The sequence below is a fragment of the Shewanella sp. 30m-14 genome (genome assembly GCF_052977125.1).
The window spans coordinates 144,824-161,899 of record NZ_JBRILW010000008.1 but is presented as its reverse complement, the minus strand read 5'-3'; the positions used below and the strand labels follow the sequence as shown (position 1 = coordinate 161,899).

The 17,076-nt window shown below is 45.1% G+C and carries 15 protein-coding genes; 10 read left to right on the top strand and 5 right to left on the bottom strand.

Annotated features, from left to right (window positions below):
* The first annotated feature begins 46 nt into the window (after window positions 1–46).
* From ACVBIU_RS08465 to ACVBIU_RS08455, 3 genes are all read left to right on the top strand, one after another.
* On the top strand, window positions 47–793 hold the full coding sequence (locus ACVBIU_RS08465; protein WP_447158945.1) for a hypothetical protein: 747 nt from the start codon (window positions 47–49) through the stop codon (window positions 791–793).
* A 127-nt stretch (window positions 794–920) separates the two neighbouring features.
* The gene (locus ACVBIU_RS08460; protein ID WP_447163514.1) at window positions 921–2,351 is read left to right on the top strand and encodes a DUF4145 domain-containing protein; all 1,431 of its coding nucleotides are present in this window, start codon (window positions 921–923) and stop codon (window positions 2,349–2,351) included.
* Window positions 2,352–2,737: 386 nt separating this feature from the next.
* Entirely contained in the window at window positions 2,738–4,006 is a 1,269-nt protein-coding gene (locus tag ACVBIU_RS08455; RefSeq protein ID WP_447163513.1) for a hypothetical protein, read from the top strand.
* A 61-nt stretch (window positions 4,007–4,067) separates the two neighbouring features.
* Here ACVBIU_RS08455 and ACVBIU_RS08450 read toward each other — a convergent pair whose 3' ends face one another.
* Together ACVBIU_RS08450 and ACVBIU_RS08445 are read right to left on the bottom strand one after the other, a co-directional pair.
* The gene (locus tag ACVBIU_RS08450; RefSeq protein WP_447158942.1) at window positions 4,068–4,397 is read right to left on the bottom strand and encodes a hypothetical protein; all 330 of its coding nucleotides are present in this window, start codon (window positions 4,395–4,397) and stop codon (window positions 4,068–4,070) included.
* A 188-nt stretch (window positions 4,398–4,585) separates the two neighbouring features.
* Window positions 4,586–5,560 (bottom strand): LysR substrate-binding domain-containing protein, encoded by a 975-nt coding sequence (locus ACVBIU_RS08445; RefSeq protein WP_447158941.1) that lies wholly within the window; start codon window positions 5,558–5,560, stop codon window positions 4,586–4,588.
* A gap of 100 nt (window positions 5,561–5,660) precedes the next feature.
* Here ACVBIU_RS08445 and ACVBIU_RS08440 point away from each other — a divergent pair, with 100 nt between their 5' ends.
* Both ACVBIU_RS08440 and ACVBIU_RS08435 read left to right on the top strand, forming a co-directional pair.
* Window positions 5,661–6,863: a multidrug effflux MFS transporter gene (locus ACVBIU_RS08440; RefSeq protein ID WP_447158940.1), complete on the top strand. Its 1,203-nt coding sequence runs from the start codon at window positions 5,661–5,663 to the stop codon at window positions 6,861–6,863.
* Between the two features lie 199 nt (window positions 6,864–7,062).
* Entirely contained in the window at window positions 7,063–7,656 is a 594-nt protein-coding gene (locus ACVBIU_RS08435) for a tRNA-uridine aminocarboxypropyltransferase (protein WP_447158938.1), read from the top strand.
* Between the two features lie 230 nt (window positions 7,657–7,886).
* Here ACVBIU_RS08435 and ACVBIU_RS08430 read toward each other — a convergent pair whose 3' ends face one another.
* Window positions 7,887–10,025, bottom strand: a complete 2,139-nt coding sequence (locus ACVBIU_RS08430; protein ID WP_447163525.1) for a putative bifunctional diguanylate cyclase/phosphodiesterase — start codon at window positions 10,023–10,025, stop codon at window positions 7,887–7,889.
* A 450-nt stretch (window positions 10,026–10,475) separates the two neighbouring features.
* On the opposite strand from ACVBIU_RS08430, the gene ACVBIU_RS08425 reads away from it, so the two are divergent.
* The 3 genes from ACVBIU_RS08425 to ACVBIU_RS08415 all read left to right on the top strand — a co-directional run bounded on the left by ACVBIU_RS08425 (window position 10,476) and on the right by ACVBIU_RS08415 (window position 12,586).
* Window positions 10,476–10,793, top strand: a complete 318-nt coding sequence (locus tag ACVBIU_RS08425; RefSeq protein ID WP_447159133.1) for a hypothetical protein — start codon at window positions 10,476–10,478, stop codon at window positions 10,791–10,793.
* Window positions 10,794–10,830: 37 nt separating this feature from the next.
* A complete protein-coding gene (locus tag ACVBIU_RS08420; protein ID WP_447163512.1) occupies window positions 10,831–11,466 on the top strand; it encodes a class I SAM-dependent methyltransferase in 636 nt (211 codons plus the stop codon).
* 148 nt (window positions 11,467–11,614) lie between these two features.
* The gene (locus tag ACVBIU_RS08415; protein WP_447158936.1) at window positions 11,615–12,586 is read left to right on the top strand and encodes a hypothetical protein; all 972 of its coding nucleotides are present in this window, start codon (window positions 11,615–11,617) and stop codon (window positions 12,584–12,586) included.
* 82 nt (window positions 12,587–12,668) lie between these two features.
* Here ACVBIU_RS08415 and ACVBIU_RS08410 read toward each other — a convergent pair whose 3' ends face one another.
* The gene (locus ACVBIU_RS08410; RefSeq protein ID WP_447158935.1) at window positions 12,669–13,337 is read right to left on the bottom strand and encodes a flagellar brake domain-containing protein; all 669 of its coding nucleotides are present in this window, start codon (window positions 13,335–13,337) and stop codon (window positions 12,669–12,671) included.
* Window positions 13,338–13,615: 278 nt separating this feature from the next.
* On the opposite strand from ACVBIU_RS08410, the gene ACVBIU_RS08405 reads away from it, so the two are divergent.
* Window positions 13,616–14,947, top strand: a complete 1,332-nt coding sequence (locus tag ACVBIU_RS08405; RefSeq protein ID WP_447163511.1) for a M16 family metallopeptidase — start codon at window positions 13,616–13,618, stop codon at window positions 14,945–14,947.
* Window positions 14,944–16,404, top strand: coding sequence for a M16 family metallopeptidase (locus ACVBIU_RS08400; protein WP_447163510.1), 1,461 nt, complete (start codon window positions 14,944–14,946; stop codon window positions 16,402–16,404). The genes ACVBIU_RS08405 and ACVBIU_RS08400 overlap by 4 nt, the downstream gene beginning before the upstream one ends.
* A 164-nt stretch (window positions 16,405–16,568) precedes the next feature.
* Here ACVBIU_RS08400 and trmL read toward each other — a convergent pair whose 3' ends face one another.
* On the bottom strand, window positions 16,569–17,030 hold the full coding sequence (trmL, locus tag ACVBIU_RS08395) for a tRNA (uridine(34)/cytosine(34)/5-carboxymethylaminomethyluridine(34)-2'-O)-methyltransferase TrmL (protein ID WP_447158932.1): 462 nt from the start codon (window positions 17,028–17,030) through the stop codon (window positions 16,569–16,571).
* Between the last annotated feature and the right edge of the window lie 46 nt (window positions 17,031–17,076).

Here is a 17,076-nt window from a genome sequence, read left to right as displayed (position 1 = left end):
CTTAGCGTTAACTCGTGTTATTGAATTTTATCTTTTGGAAAACCCTATGCCATTGTCAGCAATTTTGACTCAAGCTTTTAACTTTTTTCGAAACAATATTAGTCAGTTAGCATTTTTGTTTGTACCAATTTTATTTATACAAGTTGGTATACAACTATGGCTAAGTTTAGAGATTAGTTCTGCCGATCTTGAAAACCCACAATTTGGCACTAGCCACATGGTCGCCATGATGGTGCTGTTGCTGGTATTTTCGTTCCTGATCGCCGCTTTAACGTTATTTTTAGAGATCCGTTCTCAAGGTCACAGCCCAAGTAATGGCATGATCTTAAAGACGGGTTTGAACTTTGTTCCACCGCTATTGTTAGCGGGAGTGTTCTCGGGTCTTGCCGTTGCCGCGCCAGTGATGATTTTGGCTGCGATTAATGTCAACTTGATGATTATCGGTATCTTTGTATCGCTTTATCTGTTTGCTCGCCTGGCATTCGTTAACTTCATGGTTGTGGTTGAAAGACTGACCCCAATGGAAGCTATTAAGCGCAGCTTTAGTTTTAGTGGTCCAATCGTACTTAAAACAATTGTCGTGCTATTGCTATACATTCCATTGTCGCTATTTGGTGGCATATTGGCACAAATTACTGAGCTAGGTGGCCTTCCTGTACAGCTTATTGGCGAAGTGATTGTGGCCTTCTTTGGCCTATTTGTGAACGTTGCCCTGTTCCGTTTGTATATGGTGTCGCGTCCGACTCCTGAAACGCCTGGCAACATTCAAGAAAACGACAGCAGCACTGATTAAATCAGTATTGTATTGAGCCTTGCAGTATTTTGCTTTCGAGTAAAGTGCTGCCGGGTTAGCGTGTTAGTTTAAAATTGCGACTCGCTTAAGCAGCGATATTTTTCGGTTGTGGTTAGGGGTATACGTCTTGTTGAACGATATTGAATTCGTGAATCTGTTTTCTGCGGAATTAGGCGAGGATTATCGCAAGGCTAAAAGCTATGTAAAAGATGTTCCTACCCAGGCTTTACTGCATGTGCGTAGCTTCAGTCATAAGCTCACCAGCTTGCTTGCTGAACCCAAGACAGTGCACTTTGAAAGCCCTAATCTGTATGATCGTATCGAGCAGTTAAATCAACGCCGACTCATAGATGTTAAAACCACACGCGCACTGCATAAGCTTAGAAGCGATGGTAACCGTGGCGCCCACCCTGAAAAATATCACCTGACTCCAGATCAGTTACAGCAACTAAGTGAACGTTCGATCAAGCACCTTTTATCTTTGGTTGAATCGCTGTTTGTGAGCGTGACGAAACAAGATAAACCCGACTACTACTTCGAAGAGTTTGATTCATTGGCGGGACGAGATCTTTGTTATCGTGCGGTAATGGAGCGAGATCCCGAGTCTCAGTATTTAGTGGGTATGTCGCTAAAAACGCGGGCATTGATGCAGCGTGAGCAAGAGTTGGCACTGCACGATAGTGGTCAGGAGGCGGTGGAAGATCGCTCAACAGCTTCACTGAAACAAGCCAGCTATTGGTTCGCCCAAGCCTCGGAAAAAGAGTTAAATGCCTTGTATGAGCACGGCGTGTCTTTAATCCATGGCTACAGTGGAGAGACTGACGTAGCCGCTGGTGAGCGAGCGATTGCTAAAGCTGCAGATGCAGGAATTGCCAATGCGATGGCACTGCTAGGTTATTTCTATCTGGTGGGGAGCGAGCAATTTAGTGTCGACCTAAATCTGGCCGAAAAATTTCTAAGTCAGGCTGCTAAGCTTGAGCAATCAGAAGCGATGGCCAATCTTGGGGTACTGTATTACCAGCAAAATAATTTAACCACGGCTTATAAGTATATTAATCGGGCGGCACAGGCCGGTTTTCCTCATGCACAATTTCATTTAGCCTTGATGCTAGCTCGCGGTGAAGGCTGTGAGCAAGACAGCGTAAAGAGTGCCTATTGGATGGCGGAGGCTGCAGAGCAAGGGCAGGTTGACGCTATGCTGTCACGCGCACAAACCATGTTGCATGATGATAATGCATTAGGACAAGATCTCTCCCAGGCAGAATCTTACTTACGTGAAGTGATTAAATACGGCCACAGTGTCCCAGCCATGATAGAGCTGAGTATCGCCCTTGCCGATGGTATTTTGGGGCACATTGACGTGGTGTCTGCCGCCGCCTTACTCAAAATGGCACGGGAGCGAGCGAATCAGGAAGAGCTAGATGTGATCTTGCCTTTATGGGGATCATTATCACACCAAGTCGATGCGGTATTAGCGGTGAGCAATTCAAAAGAAGAGCGTGTGTCATTACACAAAGCGGCAGAACTATTGTCAGAGCCTACAGAGTTGGCTGAGTAATGACTCGAGCCCGTAGCATTGTTCGTCTAGTCTATGTTGTACTTTCTTGTCCCCATTCAGTCGCTATTCGCGCTTCACTCCGCAGCTAAACTTGAATCAACCTCAGAATAACTATGCATTATCAGTGATAAAATATAATTATCAATGCATGGGTTAGCACCAAAGATTGACTTCGATTGGGCTGCTGGGTGAGTTCTTTTCATGTTCAGTACCCTGCTATACTTAGCTCCTGTTAGCCTGTAACTCTTTAATCCTCTGAGCTTGCCCTATCTATTATCTGCTATCCTCGTTGACTAGTTAGTCAAACTGCTTAATCGACTGTTACAATTGTATAATGTATACTTAGGTTGTGTTCTTGATTATCCGCTTACCCGCTAGGAGTTCTTTTGCCAAACTTTGATACTGAACAAGACAGTGCTGCAACCTTATTATTTGATGCACAACAAGCTACGCTGAATCAGTTTGCAGAGCGCTATATCAAGCTGGTGTTAGCTGTAGGTCAACATGATAGCTATTATGTTGACGCATACTACGGGCCAGAAGAGTGGCAGAAAGAGACCTACTGGCAACCGTTAGCAGAGCTTCAAAGTCAGCATCAATTCGGTTCTGAGTTATTAGCAACACTGGCACTACAGGTAAGCGCTGATGAGCTTGTTGAGCGTTATCAATTCTTAAAGACGCAGTGGCATTCTGTCGGTGCGTATCTTAATTTCTTACAAGGCAAGCAACTGAGCTTTAATGAAGAAGCGGTTGCTTTATATGATTGCCATTTAAGTCCCTATTCACTGCTAGAGCATCAACAAGTGCTGGCTGACATAGAAGCTCTACTACCGGGAGATGGCAGCCTGACCGAGCGTTATAATCAATTTAAGTCTCAGTTTATTGTTCCAAAAGACAAAGCGGCACAGGTGTTTACGGCCTCGGTTGATATTGCTAGGCAACTCACCAGCAAGCACATGAACTTGCCTGACAACGAAAGCTTTGAAATTGAATATGTGAACGACAAAGTGTGGACGGCGTATAACTGGTATAAGGGTGACTCCCACAGTTTAATCCAGTTAAATCAAGACCAACCATTAGGTATTGAGCGCTACTTAGAGTTGGCGTCCCATGAAGGCTATCCTGGGCATCATGTATTTAATGTCTTGCAAGAGCAGAAGTTAGTGAAGGCTAAACAATGGCTAGAATATGCCATTTATCCGTTATATAGCCCAATCTCTTACCTTTCTGAGGGCAGTGCAAACTATGCGTTGAGTTTGATCATGTCTGACGACGAAGTATTGGCCTTTGAGCGTGATGTGCTAATGCCGCTGGCAGGGCTAGAGGGGGATCTGGCTTTATTCCATAAGGTATTAAAGCTGATAAAGAAACTTGGCTACTACGAAAACTATGTCAGTCAGTGTTTAACCGACAAACAGGTTGATGCTGAAACGGCTGAAAAGATGCTAATCGATGGCGCGCTATATCCGCGTTCTCGTGCTAAACAACGAGTGCAGTTCTTTGATCGTAATCGTTCGTATGTGATTAACTACAGCGTGGGCGAAGATGCTGTTGCTGCTTGGGTAGAGGCTAGAGCTGAGACTAAAGCAGATAAATGGACACACTTTGAGGCCCTGTTATCAAGACCTCTTAATGCATCAGATATGCTCGTTTAGCCTGCGAGGCCAGTTAACTCGAGCCCAGTTAAACCTGCGCTAAGCTTGAGTTAGAGCTGAGTTAAACTGGTTCATTTGGGTTGTGTTCAAAAGTACGACCCTGACGTGGAGTTGAGGAGGTCTCTTTGAAAATAGTCTCCTGGAACTCTTCACTTTGGCTGTGAAACTCTTGATTCGCTTGCTGCTTTTGAAAGCGAGCTAGCTGACGCTTTAGGAATACTCGGCCAAATAGACTGAGTACGACAAAAGTAATGGCGCCAAATAGTAATAAAAATGGCAATGCAACCAACGCTAACGTCATAAACGCTAAGCCGATAACGAATGCTAACCAACCACGAGTACCTGAAAATCGATTCAGCATCGGATTGTGTTGAAATTGGCTATAAATCATATGTTCTCCCAAATGTCTTAATGTTAGCTTACACGAAGAAGATGAATGAAGACTGAATGGCTTTAGTCTTTTGTTCGTGATCTCTAAGGCTAACTGTTAAATATTATATTGCCGAATATTTAAACTAAGATCACGTTAATAAAGCTTCATCTTAATATGTGGCATTCATCCCCCCAACTCTGCGCAGGCTATTTAGGGATATTATGGCTAGAAAGTGCATTCGCTACGCTTTCGCAAATAATCTCTTTTACCCACTTGTGTCCCGGTTCGTCAGCATTACGTTCATGCCAAAGTAATACATAGGCGAGAGGAATAAACTCAAAGGGTAGAGGTAACTCAACGAGTGAATAAAGCTTCTTAGCATGTTTAGCGAAGCTCGCGGGTAAGGTAAAAATCAGATCGCTATGGGCACATACGCTCGCGGCCCCATAAAAATCAGGCACGGTGGTGCTTAGGCGACGATGATGGCCTAAATCAGCTAGATGGTAATCGAGTGCCCACCAGTCATTGCCTTCACAACGTACTTGAACATGTGACATCTCAAGATAAATATCAAGATCCCAGTGACCAGCCGCTATTGTTGAGAGAATGGGGTGGTCTTGGCGGACTAAGCAGACTTGATGGTCGGTAAATAAGGTCTGGTGCGCTATGCCCTCGGGTAATCTATCGACTTGAAAGGCAGCCTGTGGATGCAGTTCCCGCCCTGAAATACCAAAGTCTATCTGTCCTTGCTGAATAGCTTGAATCGAGTTTTCTGTCCATACAAAGCTATTGAGTTTAAGGTTGGGCGCTCGATTGAGCAGCGTACCAATAAAGTAGGGGATCAATGTTTCATAGGCGCTCTCAACCATGGCAAATGAAAACTGGCGCGTGCTGTTATGTGGCGTAAAACTGGGCGGCAAGGTTAATTGGTGCAGCCCTTGTAAGCATTGCGGCAGCATTTTTCCTAACTGCACGGCATGAGCCGTTGGCTTAAGTCCATGAGCTGTGCGCAGAAAAAGCGGGTCACCTAGGGTTTCTCTTAACCGGTGTAAACTCTTGCTTAACGCTGACTGGCTGACATGCAAACGGTTGGCCGCACGGGTGACACTTTGTTCTTCTAATAGCACTTGTAAGATAACCAATAGGTTTAGATCGATACGTGCGAGGTTTTCAAGTTTCAAAGATATTCCTCAATGGAAATTCATAATGGAAATAATATCATTTCTGTTCATACCTTAGTTTGATTACTATAGCGCTGTTTTCCTAATTCTGAGAAAGATCATGCGTCGTAGTTTGTTACCTATTTTATTGCCAATGGTGATTTTAAGCCCGTTGGCTATCGATATTTACCTCCCATCTATGCCTGCAATGGCGGCAGAGTTTTCTGTGTCAGCGAGCGAGATCCAATCGACGCTGGTGCTTTTCTTATTTGCTATGGGCACAGGCCAGCTATTAATCGGGCCGTTAGCAGACCGTTATGGTCGTCGCCCCATTGCGATTGGCGGTATCATTTTTTACATGATTAGCAGTGTATTAGCCGCTATCGCTGTGGAGTTTCATTGGCTTCAAATAGCCAGAGTGATGCAGGGCTTAGCCGCGTGTTCAACTTCAATAGTGGTATTTAGTGCCGTAAGGGACTGCTTTTCACCAAAAGAAGGCGCGCGATACTACAGCTATTTGAATGGCATGATCTGTATTATTCCTGCATTAGCACCGACACTTGGCGGCATGTTAGCGCTGCAATTTGGCTGGCGCTCTAACTTCATTTTTATGGCGCTATATGGCCTGGTTATTCTTGCGTTAGTGACCTATCGCTTACCTGAGACTCGCCCACAAAATACCGTGAGTGATGGGCCGCTATATCGCTGGGCACGCTATAAGCCGGTGATAACCGAGCCACATTTTGTGTTTTATGCTATCGCTTGTATGGCAGGTATGGCTGCGATTCTTAGTTATGTGTCTTATGCGCCAGTCTGGTTGATTGGTCACCTTGGAGTGTCTGAATTAGCCTTCAGTGGCCTGTTTGGTTTAAATGCAGCAGTGAATATCGTGGCTTGTTTTGCAGCGCCGTTAGTGATGAAAAAATTAGGTAACCGCTCTACAGTGATTATCGCATTAGCGCTAATGCTAGTATCTGCGGTAACTCAGGTCATAGTGCAGCTCGTTGGGCCGCAAACAGGCATGATGGCGGCGTATAGCTATATGCTACCTATGATGCTGCTATGTATTGGCTTTGCACTGTTACTTGGTCCAGCAACCAGCATGGCGCTATCAGCCTTTGGTGAAAGAGCGGGCACTGCAACGGCAATGCTTGGCTTTATTCAGATGAGTGGCGCTTCACTACTTACGGCGTTAGTGCAGCAAACGAGTCTGCCTGCACCTTATGCAGTAGCAATGCTGATGGGCTCTGGTGCCATCGTGCTACTCGCTATGATGGCGATGCCAAAGTTAGATCACTGGCATCAAGAGCAGCACGCTTATTAGGCTTGTCTGCCGAGAGCGGCTGATAACTAATAGTAACAGTTAACTTTGTTTCACCCTGAAACACTTTAGCCTGCACAGACTAACCATCTATGCAGGCTTTTTTTATTTGATGATATTTGGTGTATTCCATAGTCATATTATTTGTAACAACACTCAGCTACAATTTGCAGGCTACTCCAAACAAATACTTAGAGGTTTTGTGTCTCGTCCAACTTGTCCTAACTGCCACTATCCGTTAAATGCGTGTTTGTGTGCCAGTATTCAAACCATGCAGGTCAAACCTGAACTGATTATTTTGCAAGACCCGAGTGAAGTCGGCCATGCCAAAAATAGTGTGCGCTTGCTAGAGCTTGTCATTACAAACACGCAAGTTGTAGTGGGTGAAAACCCCGATGATTTTGCAGGGGTGCGTGAGCAATTAGCGCAGTCGAATAAGCCTATTTATTTAGTGTATCCGTCAGACAATAGTGTATCGGCAAACGAAACTCAGGTTGAGAAAGAGGTAATACTGCTTTTTTTAGATGGTACCTGGCGTAAGGCGTATAAGTTACTGCAGTTAAACCCTTGGCTGCAGGCTTATCCTGCGCTGCATTTGGATCTAGATTCCGCGTCAAATTACACAATACGCAAAGCCAGTCGCAGTGATAGTTTGTCAACATTAGAAGCGGCGGCCATGATGCTCAAGGCGATCGATCAGCAGCAAGATGTTACGCCGTTAACTCATGCCTTAAGCGCGATGGTTGAGCAGAGGCTAGCGTCTATGCCAGCAGAAGTAAGAGCCAGATATCGCTAAGAATCTTTATTGATTTGCAGGTATGAGGTGTGTCGATGAGTCCGTTCATCGATGTGAGCTTTTGTGATTCACATCGTTTATTCCTTGAAAAAACCCTGTCGATATCACGCTAATTTTAGCGGTAATAGGGTTTAATATGCCTATCATCTTATGGTGATGATAGTGGCTACGCTGGCAACAGCTTTTGCAGGGAGCGACACTGAGTAATTACATTCAGAGTGCTGGCGTAGCTACCCTCCACATGCTTGGGGGAGCGAATCTTCTCGCGTAATTGACTTCAATGTTTCTAAAGAAAAGCGTTCGCTGGTTGTCGGTTTGCCAAAATAGTAGCCTTGGCCCATCCCTTTCCCTATGGTTAAAAGCAAATCTCTTTGCTGTCTGGTTTCTATCCCTTCAACAATAAAGCGGATCTTCAAGGTCTGAGCTAACTGGATGACGGCTTTACAGAGGTTAACTCCCTGCTCGCAGTGTAGATTTTGGACAAACTCAGAGTCAATTTTTAGGGTGTCAATTGGCAAGGTGCTTAAATGGCTCAATGAAGATAAGCCTGCACCGAAGTCATCAATGGCAATGCTGATGCTCATCGCTTTTAATTGGGTCAGCACTTTTGTAATGAGCGTCGGTCGGCGGATAAGCGCGCTTTCGGTGATCTCTATAATTAAGGCATTAGCAGGTAACTGTGTTCGTGCTAATACTCTTTCAAGCATGGAGATGAAATCGGGATGCTCAAGCTGTGAGGCTGAAATGTTGACGCTAATTTTTAATATTGGGTTGAACTCTTTACGCCATTTTACCATCTGTAAGCAGGCTTGCTCCAATACCCATTGCCCCACGTTGACCATTGAGCCTGTCTCTTCTAATAGAGGAACAAAGTCGTGAGCTTCAAGGATTTCACCATTACTTCGTTGCCAGCGAAGCAGGGTTTCGACACTCACTAACTCGCTAGACTCAAGCTCGACAATACCTTGATAGACTAAACTAAATTGCCTTAAACCTTGTGCATGGCGCAGATCATTTAAAATGTGGAGCTTTTTCTCAGCAGCCTCTCGAATCGTAGCGTTATAAAAGCGAATATGATTAGGGCTATTTTTAGCTGAGTACATTGCGGTATCAGCCATGCTCAGTAGCTGATTCGCTTCATCGCTTTGTTGCGGAAAAAGCGAGATCCCGATACTGGTTCCCAGATAAAACTTTTGACTATCGACCTCGAACGGTGCTTCAAACAGTGAGAGTACTAACTCTGAAAATGCTTCAATCTCTTGTCTGCTAGCGCACTCAGGCAGTATTAAAGTAAATTCATCGCCACCAAGACGCGCAATTTCAGCATTCTCAATACAGCATGCTTCTAATCTTGCTGCTACAAGCTGTAAGACTTTATCACCCGTTGAATGGCCAAAACTGTCGTTAACATTTTTAAAACCATTGAGATCTAAGAACATTAAGGCGCCAATCATGTCAGGCTTATGCTTGATATGACTAATGGCTTTATTGAGGAGCTTAATCAGATGAAAACGGTTGGGTAGCCCGGTCAGTTTGTCATACATGGCTTGTTGAGTGAGTTTAGCTTCGAGGGCTTTTTTGTCACTGATATCACTAAATAGATTGACATAGAAGACCTGTCCATCGGCATAAATCCGTCGACAGCTCTGCCATGCAGGAAAAGTAGAGCCATCAGAGCGGCATTTCCAAACTTCACCTTGCCAGCTACCACGATCGTTTAATTGTGTGCTGGATGTGTGCGTATCGAGCTGCACTTCAAGATGCAGGTCGGCGGGGGTTTTTGTGAGTAAATGTTCAGCACTGAAACCACAAATACGGCACATCGCTTTATTTACCGCCAAGATACGTTTGCTCTCGTCGGTGATATAAACCGCTTCAGCGCTGTCTTCTAAGGTGATTGACATCAATTCTTTGGGCAAGGTTTCAAAGCCGTTGCTGATGGTCTCTCTGGTGCGCTTACGCCTATTCATAGGCTTAAACGAAATAATCATCACTTGTTTTTCATCAAGTTCAGCAGGATAGATAGTCACAACTGTGGGTAAGTCTTTGCCTTGCTGGCTCATGTGTAGCCAGCTCATCGATACAACTTCGCCTTTAGCGGCTCTTTTGAGCATTTGCTGGCCATATTCGACGCTGCTTCTGCCTGATGATTGGATCCTAGGGGAAAAATCAAACGGTGTTGCATGAAGAAAGTTATGCTCTTGGCTCTCAAAATAGTTGAGCGTTGCAGCATTAGCTGCCAAAAAGCGAGAACCTTGAATAATAGCCAATGCAGTGGGCTCAGACTCGTTTTGCCAAAGCTTGAGCTGATCTGATAATCCGGGGACGGTAAAAGATACACGCGAATATAGCTTAGACCACATTGACACACTCATACACTCTTCCCTTTTGGTATGACTCTATTCAGTGCTAGAACAACACAGGAATTGATGATAAAGCCAGCAATTTAGTATAGCTTTATTCGATTGGCGTCAAAAATACCTTTATTTGACGCTTTGTACAATTAAGATGTAACAAAATTGAATCTAGAGAACATTTATAACAAAAATAGTTTTGAAATCGATAAGTTAAGCTGTCAGTACCGATTAAAATCGTTGCGAACCATCGCAGTGACGGTTTGCTGTAATACAACGGTTTTAATTTAAGCACTTTAATTCAATTGCTTGAGATAAATAGTGGCCAAGACAAAATAAAAGACGATGCGAGCACCGAGGAAATGGGTAGAATATGCATTTAGAGAAGTGCTTCTTATAAAAGGAATAAAAGTGGCCATTCAGAAAATAGCATTAACGAGTCAGCTCTTCGTTTTTCTTGGTTTTATGGGAATGAGTTTAGATTTAGCCGCGGCGGACCCAGAAGCGACCGCTGAGCGGGCCCATTCTTTATCGCTACAAGCAGAAAAAACCAAGCAACGCGTTGAGCATGAGCAACTGCAAAAAGCGCGTGATGCCGCCAAGCAAAGGCAAGAGCGCGAAAGCAAAGTGCTTGAAAGGCAAGAGTCTGGTGATTGGGAAAGCGAGCAAAGAGAAAAAGCACAAACACAATTTAAGCAGCGTGAATCGCGTGAAGAAAAATACTTGCGTGAAGCGCGAGAAGCGGCCAGTAAAGATCGCAAAATCCCCAAGCCTTTTGAATAAGCCTTATTACCAAAATAAATAGAGTTAGGAATATCCAGTGAGTATTTGTCCCTTGTGCCAGCAGCCTGATTTACAGGCTTTCCATCAAGATAAGCTGAGAGAATATCAGCGCTGCAATCATTGCTTACTGGTCAGCGTTCCAGATCGCTTCTTGCTTAATAGTGTTGATGAAAAAGCCGTTTATGATCAACATCAGAATAATCCTGATGATCTTGGTTACCGTAAATTTTTATCAAGGGCACTGGATCCTATTTTAGCGCGAGTCACTCAAGATGCGCAGGGGCTAGATTTTGGCTGCGGCCCCGGTCCCACAATTAGCGTGATGGCGGCAGAAAAAGGCATCAAGGTTGATAATTACGATCTCTATTATTGCAACGACCCTCAAAAGCTGCAGCAGCAATATGATTTTGTCACAATCACAGAGGTGATTGAGCATGTAGCGGATGCAAAGTCCTTATTAGCGACACTCGATAGCCTGCTAAAATCTGGCGGCCTATTGGTGATTATGACTAAGCGGGCAGGCGATCTCGACGCTTTTCGCAACTGGCATTATAAAGGCGACCCGACTCATATAAGATTTTACTCGACCGCGACCTTTGAATGGATAGCCAAGCAGTACGGCTGGACACTCGAAGTCATGGGTAATGATGTAGTGCTTTTTACTAAAGATTAACGGCAGGTGCGTAAAGCCCTGTCCTCAAGCTGGCAACAACTTGCTATAGTCGCTGTGTAAAAATAGTCGCTGTGTAAAAATAAACACCCCATCTGCAAAGGCTCTTCTATAGGGCCTTATTGTTAATATGAACAAAGGAATGAGCAGTATGAAAGTAACAATTTCGGCACTTATCTATTGGGCGTGTATCTGCTTTAGTGCTTCGCTATCGAGCGCTGCACAGGCTGCGTCGAGTGACTCGATTACGTTTTTAAACAAAGCCGATGCCGCTAACGTATTAACCCAAGAAGATGACTTTGTTCGTGGTATTAGTCAATTTGATATGGCCTCACGCATGAAGCGTGCAGACAGTCCGAGTAAAGCTGAGTATCTGGCTTTTGTTGCAGGACAGACCTTAGATTGGAGTGAACAAGAGCGCACTGCTGTGAAGCAAGCATTTGCCCAGATCCAGCCTCAACTAGCGGCATTAAAAGTGTCACTGCCAACACCCATAGAGTTTATTAAAACCACCGGCTTAGAAGAGGGCGGCGCGGCTTATACCCGAGGCCAAGCCATTATTTTGCAGCAAAAGCAGCTGACAAATGAACAAGGCCTGCCTGGGTTAGTTGCCCATGAGTTACTGCATATATTTTCTCGTTTTAATCCCCAAATGAAACAGCAGCTTTATCAAGCGATTGGCTTTTACCCTGTCGGCGAGATTAGTTTTCCTACGGCGCTTGCCAAGCAAAAAATCACCAATCCCGATGCACCCATCAACGACTTTGCCATTAGAGTTCGCTATGACGATAAGCTGGTTTGGGCTGTGCCTATTCTGTACTCGGCTGATAAGCAATATAGCCTAGAGAAAGGCGGTGAGTTTTTTGATTATTTAGAGTTTAACTTTGTGATTGTCGGCAGTGATGAGCAGCCAAATACCGCAGCTTATGATCCGGCCAATGCACAAATTGTAAAAGTGTCTGAGCTAAAGGGCTTCTTTAAGCAAATTGGCCGTAATACCAACTATATTATCCATCCAGAAGAGATCATTGCAGAGAACTTTTCATTCTTAATGACGGGCGAAACCGAGCTTAAATCGCCAAAACTACTGCATAGCATCGAGCAGATTTTTGTTGCTCAGTGATTTGAATAAATAACGTGGCTGGTGATCTCATTAACCTTAGCTGAAGCTATCAGTACGGTTATTCGGTGCCAGCCATATCTATTTAGCTGTTTAAGTGATGCAGTATTACCTTTTGCACTAACTCTAGTGTCGCTTCAGCCTCTGAATCTAGGGCAAAACCATATTGTGCTAAGCCTGTTTGTGGCTCTAACTCTTGCTGATTCTTCAGGGTTACAGGAATGGTTTTTAGCTCATCATCAAGCTCAACTTCGAGCCTAAATTGGCTATCCACAATAAAATCGCTTCTGGCTTTACCTACAAATGCCCCGCCTTTAATTGAGATATCTTTTAAATAACCGCTTGAAATAACATCAGCACAATCGAGTGCAATAAGACTGGCTTTGACATTGATAGGCACGCGAGAATGCTGCCTCAAGGCAACCGTTTGCAACTCTTTGGGATAGGTGACTATTAGCCAGCGACCTACAGAGCTAACAACTTGTTGAATAGTACTTCTAAAGGCCAAGATCTTGGCATCTTGCTCGTCGCTACTGACGACCCGAAGGATCACACTCTGTCGCTCTCTGATATAGGCACTTGCAGCTTGCCAAGCTTTGTCATTGCCTAAGGCTAAGATAACCGAACGACCGGGATCTATGCCGATTAAGCGGCTACGCAAGCGAATTGTTTGTGTTGGTGTGAGTAACTGCAGGTGCACCCCAGTGCCGCAGTTGATCGTGTCTAATGTATTGAAGTCCTTTTCTGATGGCATAAAGCAGCCTACCCGTCGATTAAGCAGAGCTTGAAGCTAACATAAAAGAGTCGTTTTCAACAACGAGAACACACCGGCGTTGCGTCTGGTTTACCTTGAGTTACAAATATTTGCCGCAGTTAATTTGATTTTCATCACAATTTGCTTTTTGATGGACGCTGCTTTCATAGCGAAACATCGCGATGAAAAAGAATAATAGTCGGAAAAACACAAATTTTCGTCATACGCTGACTGGAAAAGGTTAAGTATGGCAAAGGTGCTCAAACAAGGAGCGGATAATGAAGCGCTATACAAAGGCATTGTTTTTGAGCCTAGGATTGCTAATGGCAATGCCGATGGCTCAAGCCACAGAGGCCAAAGATATTCAGAGTTTTACTTTGGATAATGGCATGAAGATTATGGTGTTGGAGGATAGCTCGATACCCAATGCCAACATGTACCTATTTTGGAAAGTCGGTTCACGTAATGAGGTACCGGGCATTACCGGGATCTCCCATTTTTTTGAGCACATGATGTTTAATGGCTCTAAAAAATATGGCCCTAAGATGTTTGACCGGACCATGGAAGCCGCGGGTGGCGCAAATAACGCCTACACCACTGAAAACTTAACCGTATACACCGACTGGTTCCCCGCTAATGCGCTAGAGACTATTTTTGACTTAGAAGCCGACCGTATAGAAAATCTCGATATCAACGAGCAGATGGTGGAAAGTGAGCGTGGAGTTGTCGCTTCAGAGCGTTTAACTGGGCTTGAAAACTCTAACTGGCGGGTGTTGCAAGAAGAGCTTAAAGGCGCAGCGTTTAGGGCACACCCTTATAGCTGGTCGGTTATCGGTCACGAATCCGATATTGCCGCTTGGACGTTAGAAGACCTGACTCAATACCACAAAACCTATTACGCACCGAATAACGCAGTCGTGGTGATTGCGGGCGACGTGAAGCTTAGCGAGGTTAAAAAGTTAGCCGATAAATACTTTGCGCCAATTCCAGCGCAAGCGCCACCAAGAGTGGTGAAAACGGTCGAGCCTCTGCAAAAAGGTGAGCGCCGTGTATTTGTGCAAAAAGCATCAGTGAGCACCCCTAATGTGATGCTAGGCTACCATATTCCTGCGACCTCAAATGCTGACTATTACGCACTGGATCTACTGTCGTCTATCTTGACCACAGGCAACAGTTCACGCATGTATCAAGGCTTAGTCGATAAGCAAGTTGCCATAGAAGTTGATACTTATATGCCGATGTCATTCGACCCGAACCTGTTTTACGTGATGGGGGTGGCAAATCCTGGGGTGACAGCTCCAGAGTTAGAAGATGCGATGATCAGCGAGATCAATCGTGTAGCCCGTGACGGCGTGACGGCAGAAGAGCTTGAGAAAGTAAAAAACATCAAGCTAATGGGCTTTTATCGCGCCATGGAAACGATTAACGGCAAGGCCAACACCATAGGGACCTACGAGCTGTTCTTTGGTAGTTTTGATAAGCTATTTAATGCGCCAGAGGCTTATAACAAGGTGACACCAGAAGATATTCAACGTGTCGCGCAAACTTATCTTAAACGTGCAAACCGCACTGTTGCCGTACTGGCTGCAACCGAGGAGGCTGACCAATGAAAAAGTGTAATTTAAGCTTAAGTGCCTCGGCCTTACTGCAATCTAAAAAACTACTCACAGTGGTGGCTGTTGCGGGGGCGCTCGCGCTAACTGGCTGTGCTGCCACGGACCCGGCAAAGACAGTCGACACGGGGAGCTTTAGCGTACCTGCATATCAACACGTTACTCTGTCTAATGGCTTAACCGTGTATATGATGCCGCAGCGTGAAGTGCCGCTTATCACTATCGATGCCATCGTCCGTGCGGGTGCGGTTAACGACACCACCTCTGGTGTGGCCGAAATGACCGCCGCAGGTTTAATGTTAGGTGCAGGCGGTAAAAGTAAGCTGGAGATAGAACAGGAGGTTGATTTTTTAGGTGCCAGTTTAAGCAGCGGCGCAGGTAAAGAGGGCAGCTATATCAGTGCTAACTTTATGGCAAAAGATGCAGATAAGATGCTGCCGCTAATTAAAGATATGTTGCTTGCGCCAGACTTTGATACCACAGAGTTTGATAAGTTACGTCAGCGAGAAATTGCCGGCTTATCGCAATCGAAAGAGAGCCCGCGTGCAGTGATCAGTCGCTACTTCGATAAACTTGTTTTTGGTGAGCATCCCTACGGCAATGCTACATCAGGTAACAGTGATTCGTTGGCCGAGCTAACGATCCCGCAGTTGCGTGCTTTTCATAAGAGTTACTATCAACCGTCGAATACGGCCATTAGTGTCGTCGGTGATTTTGAGCCTGCACAGATGCAAGCCAAGCTAGAGAAGCTGTTTGCCAATTGGCAAGACGCTGAGCCTGTCACCTTAATCAATCTTACCAAGGGTTTACCTAAGTTTGATGCAAGCGCAGTACTACTGGTGGATAAGCCTGATGCGATTGAAACGACCTTCTTAATTGGTGGTATGGGTATTCGTCGTGATAATCCTGACTTTGTTGGGCTTACCGTGATCAATACCATCTTGGGTGGCCGCTTTACCTCATGGCTTAATGACGAGCTAAGGGTCAATGCGGGCCTGACTTATGGCGCACGTTCTGGTTTTATCCCTTACTCGGCGTCAGGCACATTTAGGATCAGCACCTTTACCAAAACGGCGACCACCAAAGAAACCATCGACTTAGCCTTAAAAACCTATGCAAGGTTATGGGAGCAAGGGCTAGATCAAGCGACCTTAGACTCTGCCAAAGCTTATGTTAAAGGTCAGTTTCCGCCTAAGTATGAGACCAGTGCTCAACTTGCCGGGCTAATGACGGATATGTACCTGTATGGTTTTGATGATACCTTTATCAATGAGTTTCAGGCCAAGGTGGATGGATTAACGCTAGAAGAATCAAAGCGCTTAATCGACACTTACTTCCCGAAGAAAAACCTACAGTTTGTCATCATCGGCAATGCTGCCAAGATAGCGCCGATTGCCAAAGAGTATGGCAAGGTAAAGCAAGTAGACATGACTCAAGTGGGCTTTGGTGGCTAAGCTTCCTTAAGGCCGTAAATACATAACGGAACACAGCAAAAAGCCGCGGTAATCGCGGCTTTTTGCTGTCTGGAACAGTTATGGCAAAAGCCCATGGACGGATAGCTTTTGGGCTTGTGTCAGGAACAGTTGTCTGCAACATTTATGCTCGAATACGAGTCTGGTTACATACCTGCGTAATCTAACTGACGCCAAGCTTCATAGCTGATAATGGCTACGGCATTCGACAGGTTCAAGCTACGGCTGGTCGACATCATAGGAATGCGCAGGCGCTGCTCGGTAGGGATCGAATCGATAATATCAGCGGGTAGACCGCGGCTTTCAGGGCCAAATAACAACACGTCATCTTGCTTAAAGGTCAGCTCAGAGTGTGGACGACTGCCCTTAGTGGTACACGCCATAATGCGCTTACCATCCATCGCCTCAAGGAATGCCTCGAAGTTCTTGTGGTGGGTTACGTTGGCAAGATCTGCGTAATCTAAACCTGCACGACGTAGCTTTTTATCTTCTAGATCGAAGCCTAATGGCTCAATCAGATGCAGCTGGCAGCCGTTGTTAGCGATTAAGCGGATGATATTACCGGTATTTGGGGCGATTTCGGGTTCGTAAAGCGCGATATGAAACATGCTGGCCTGCCTAAAAATTGGTGAGCCGAGATTATACGGCAAAAAC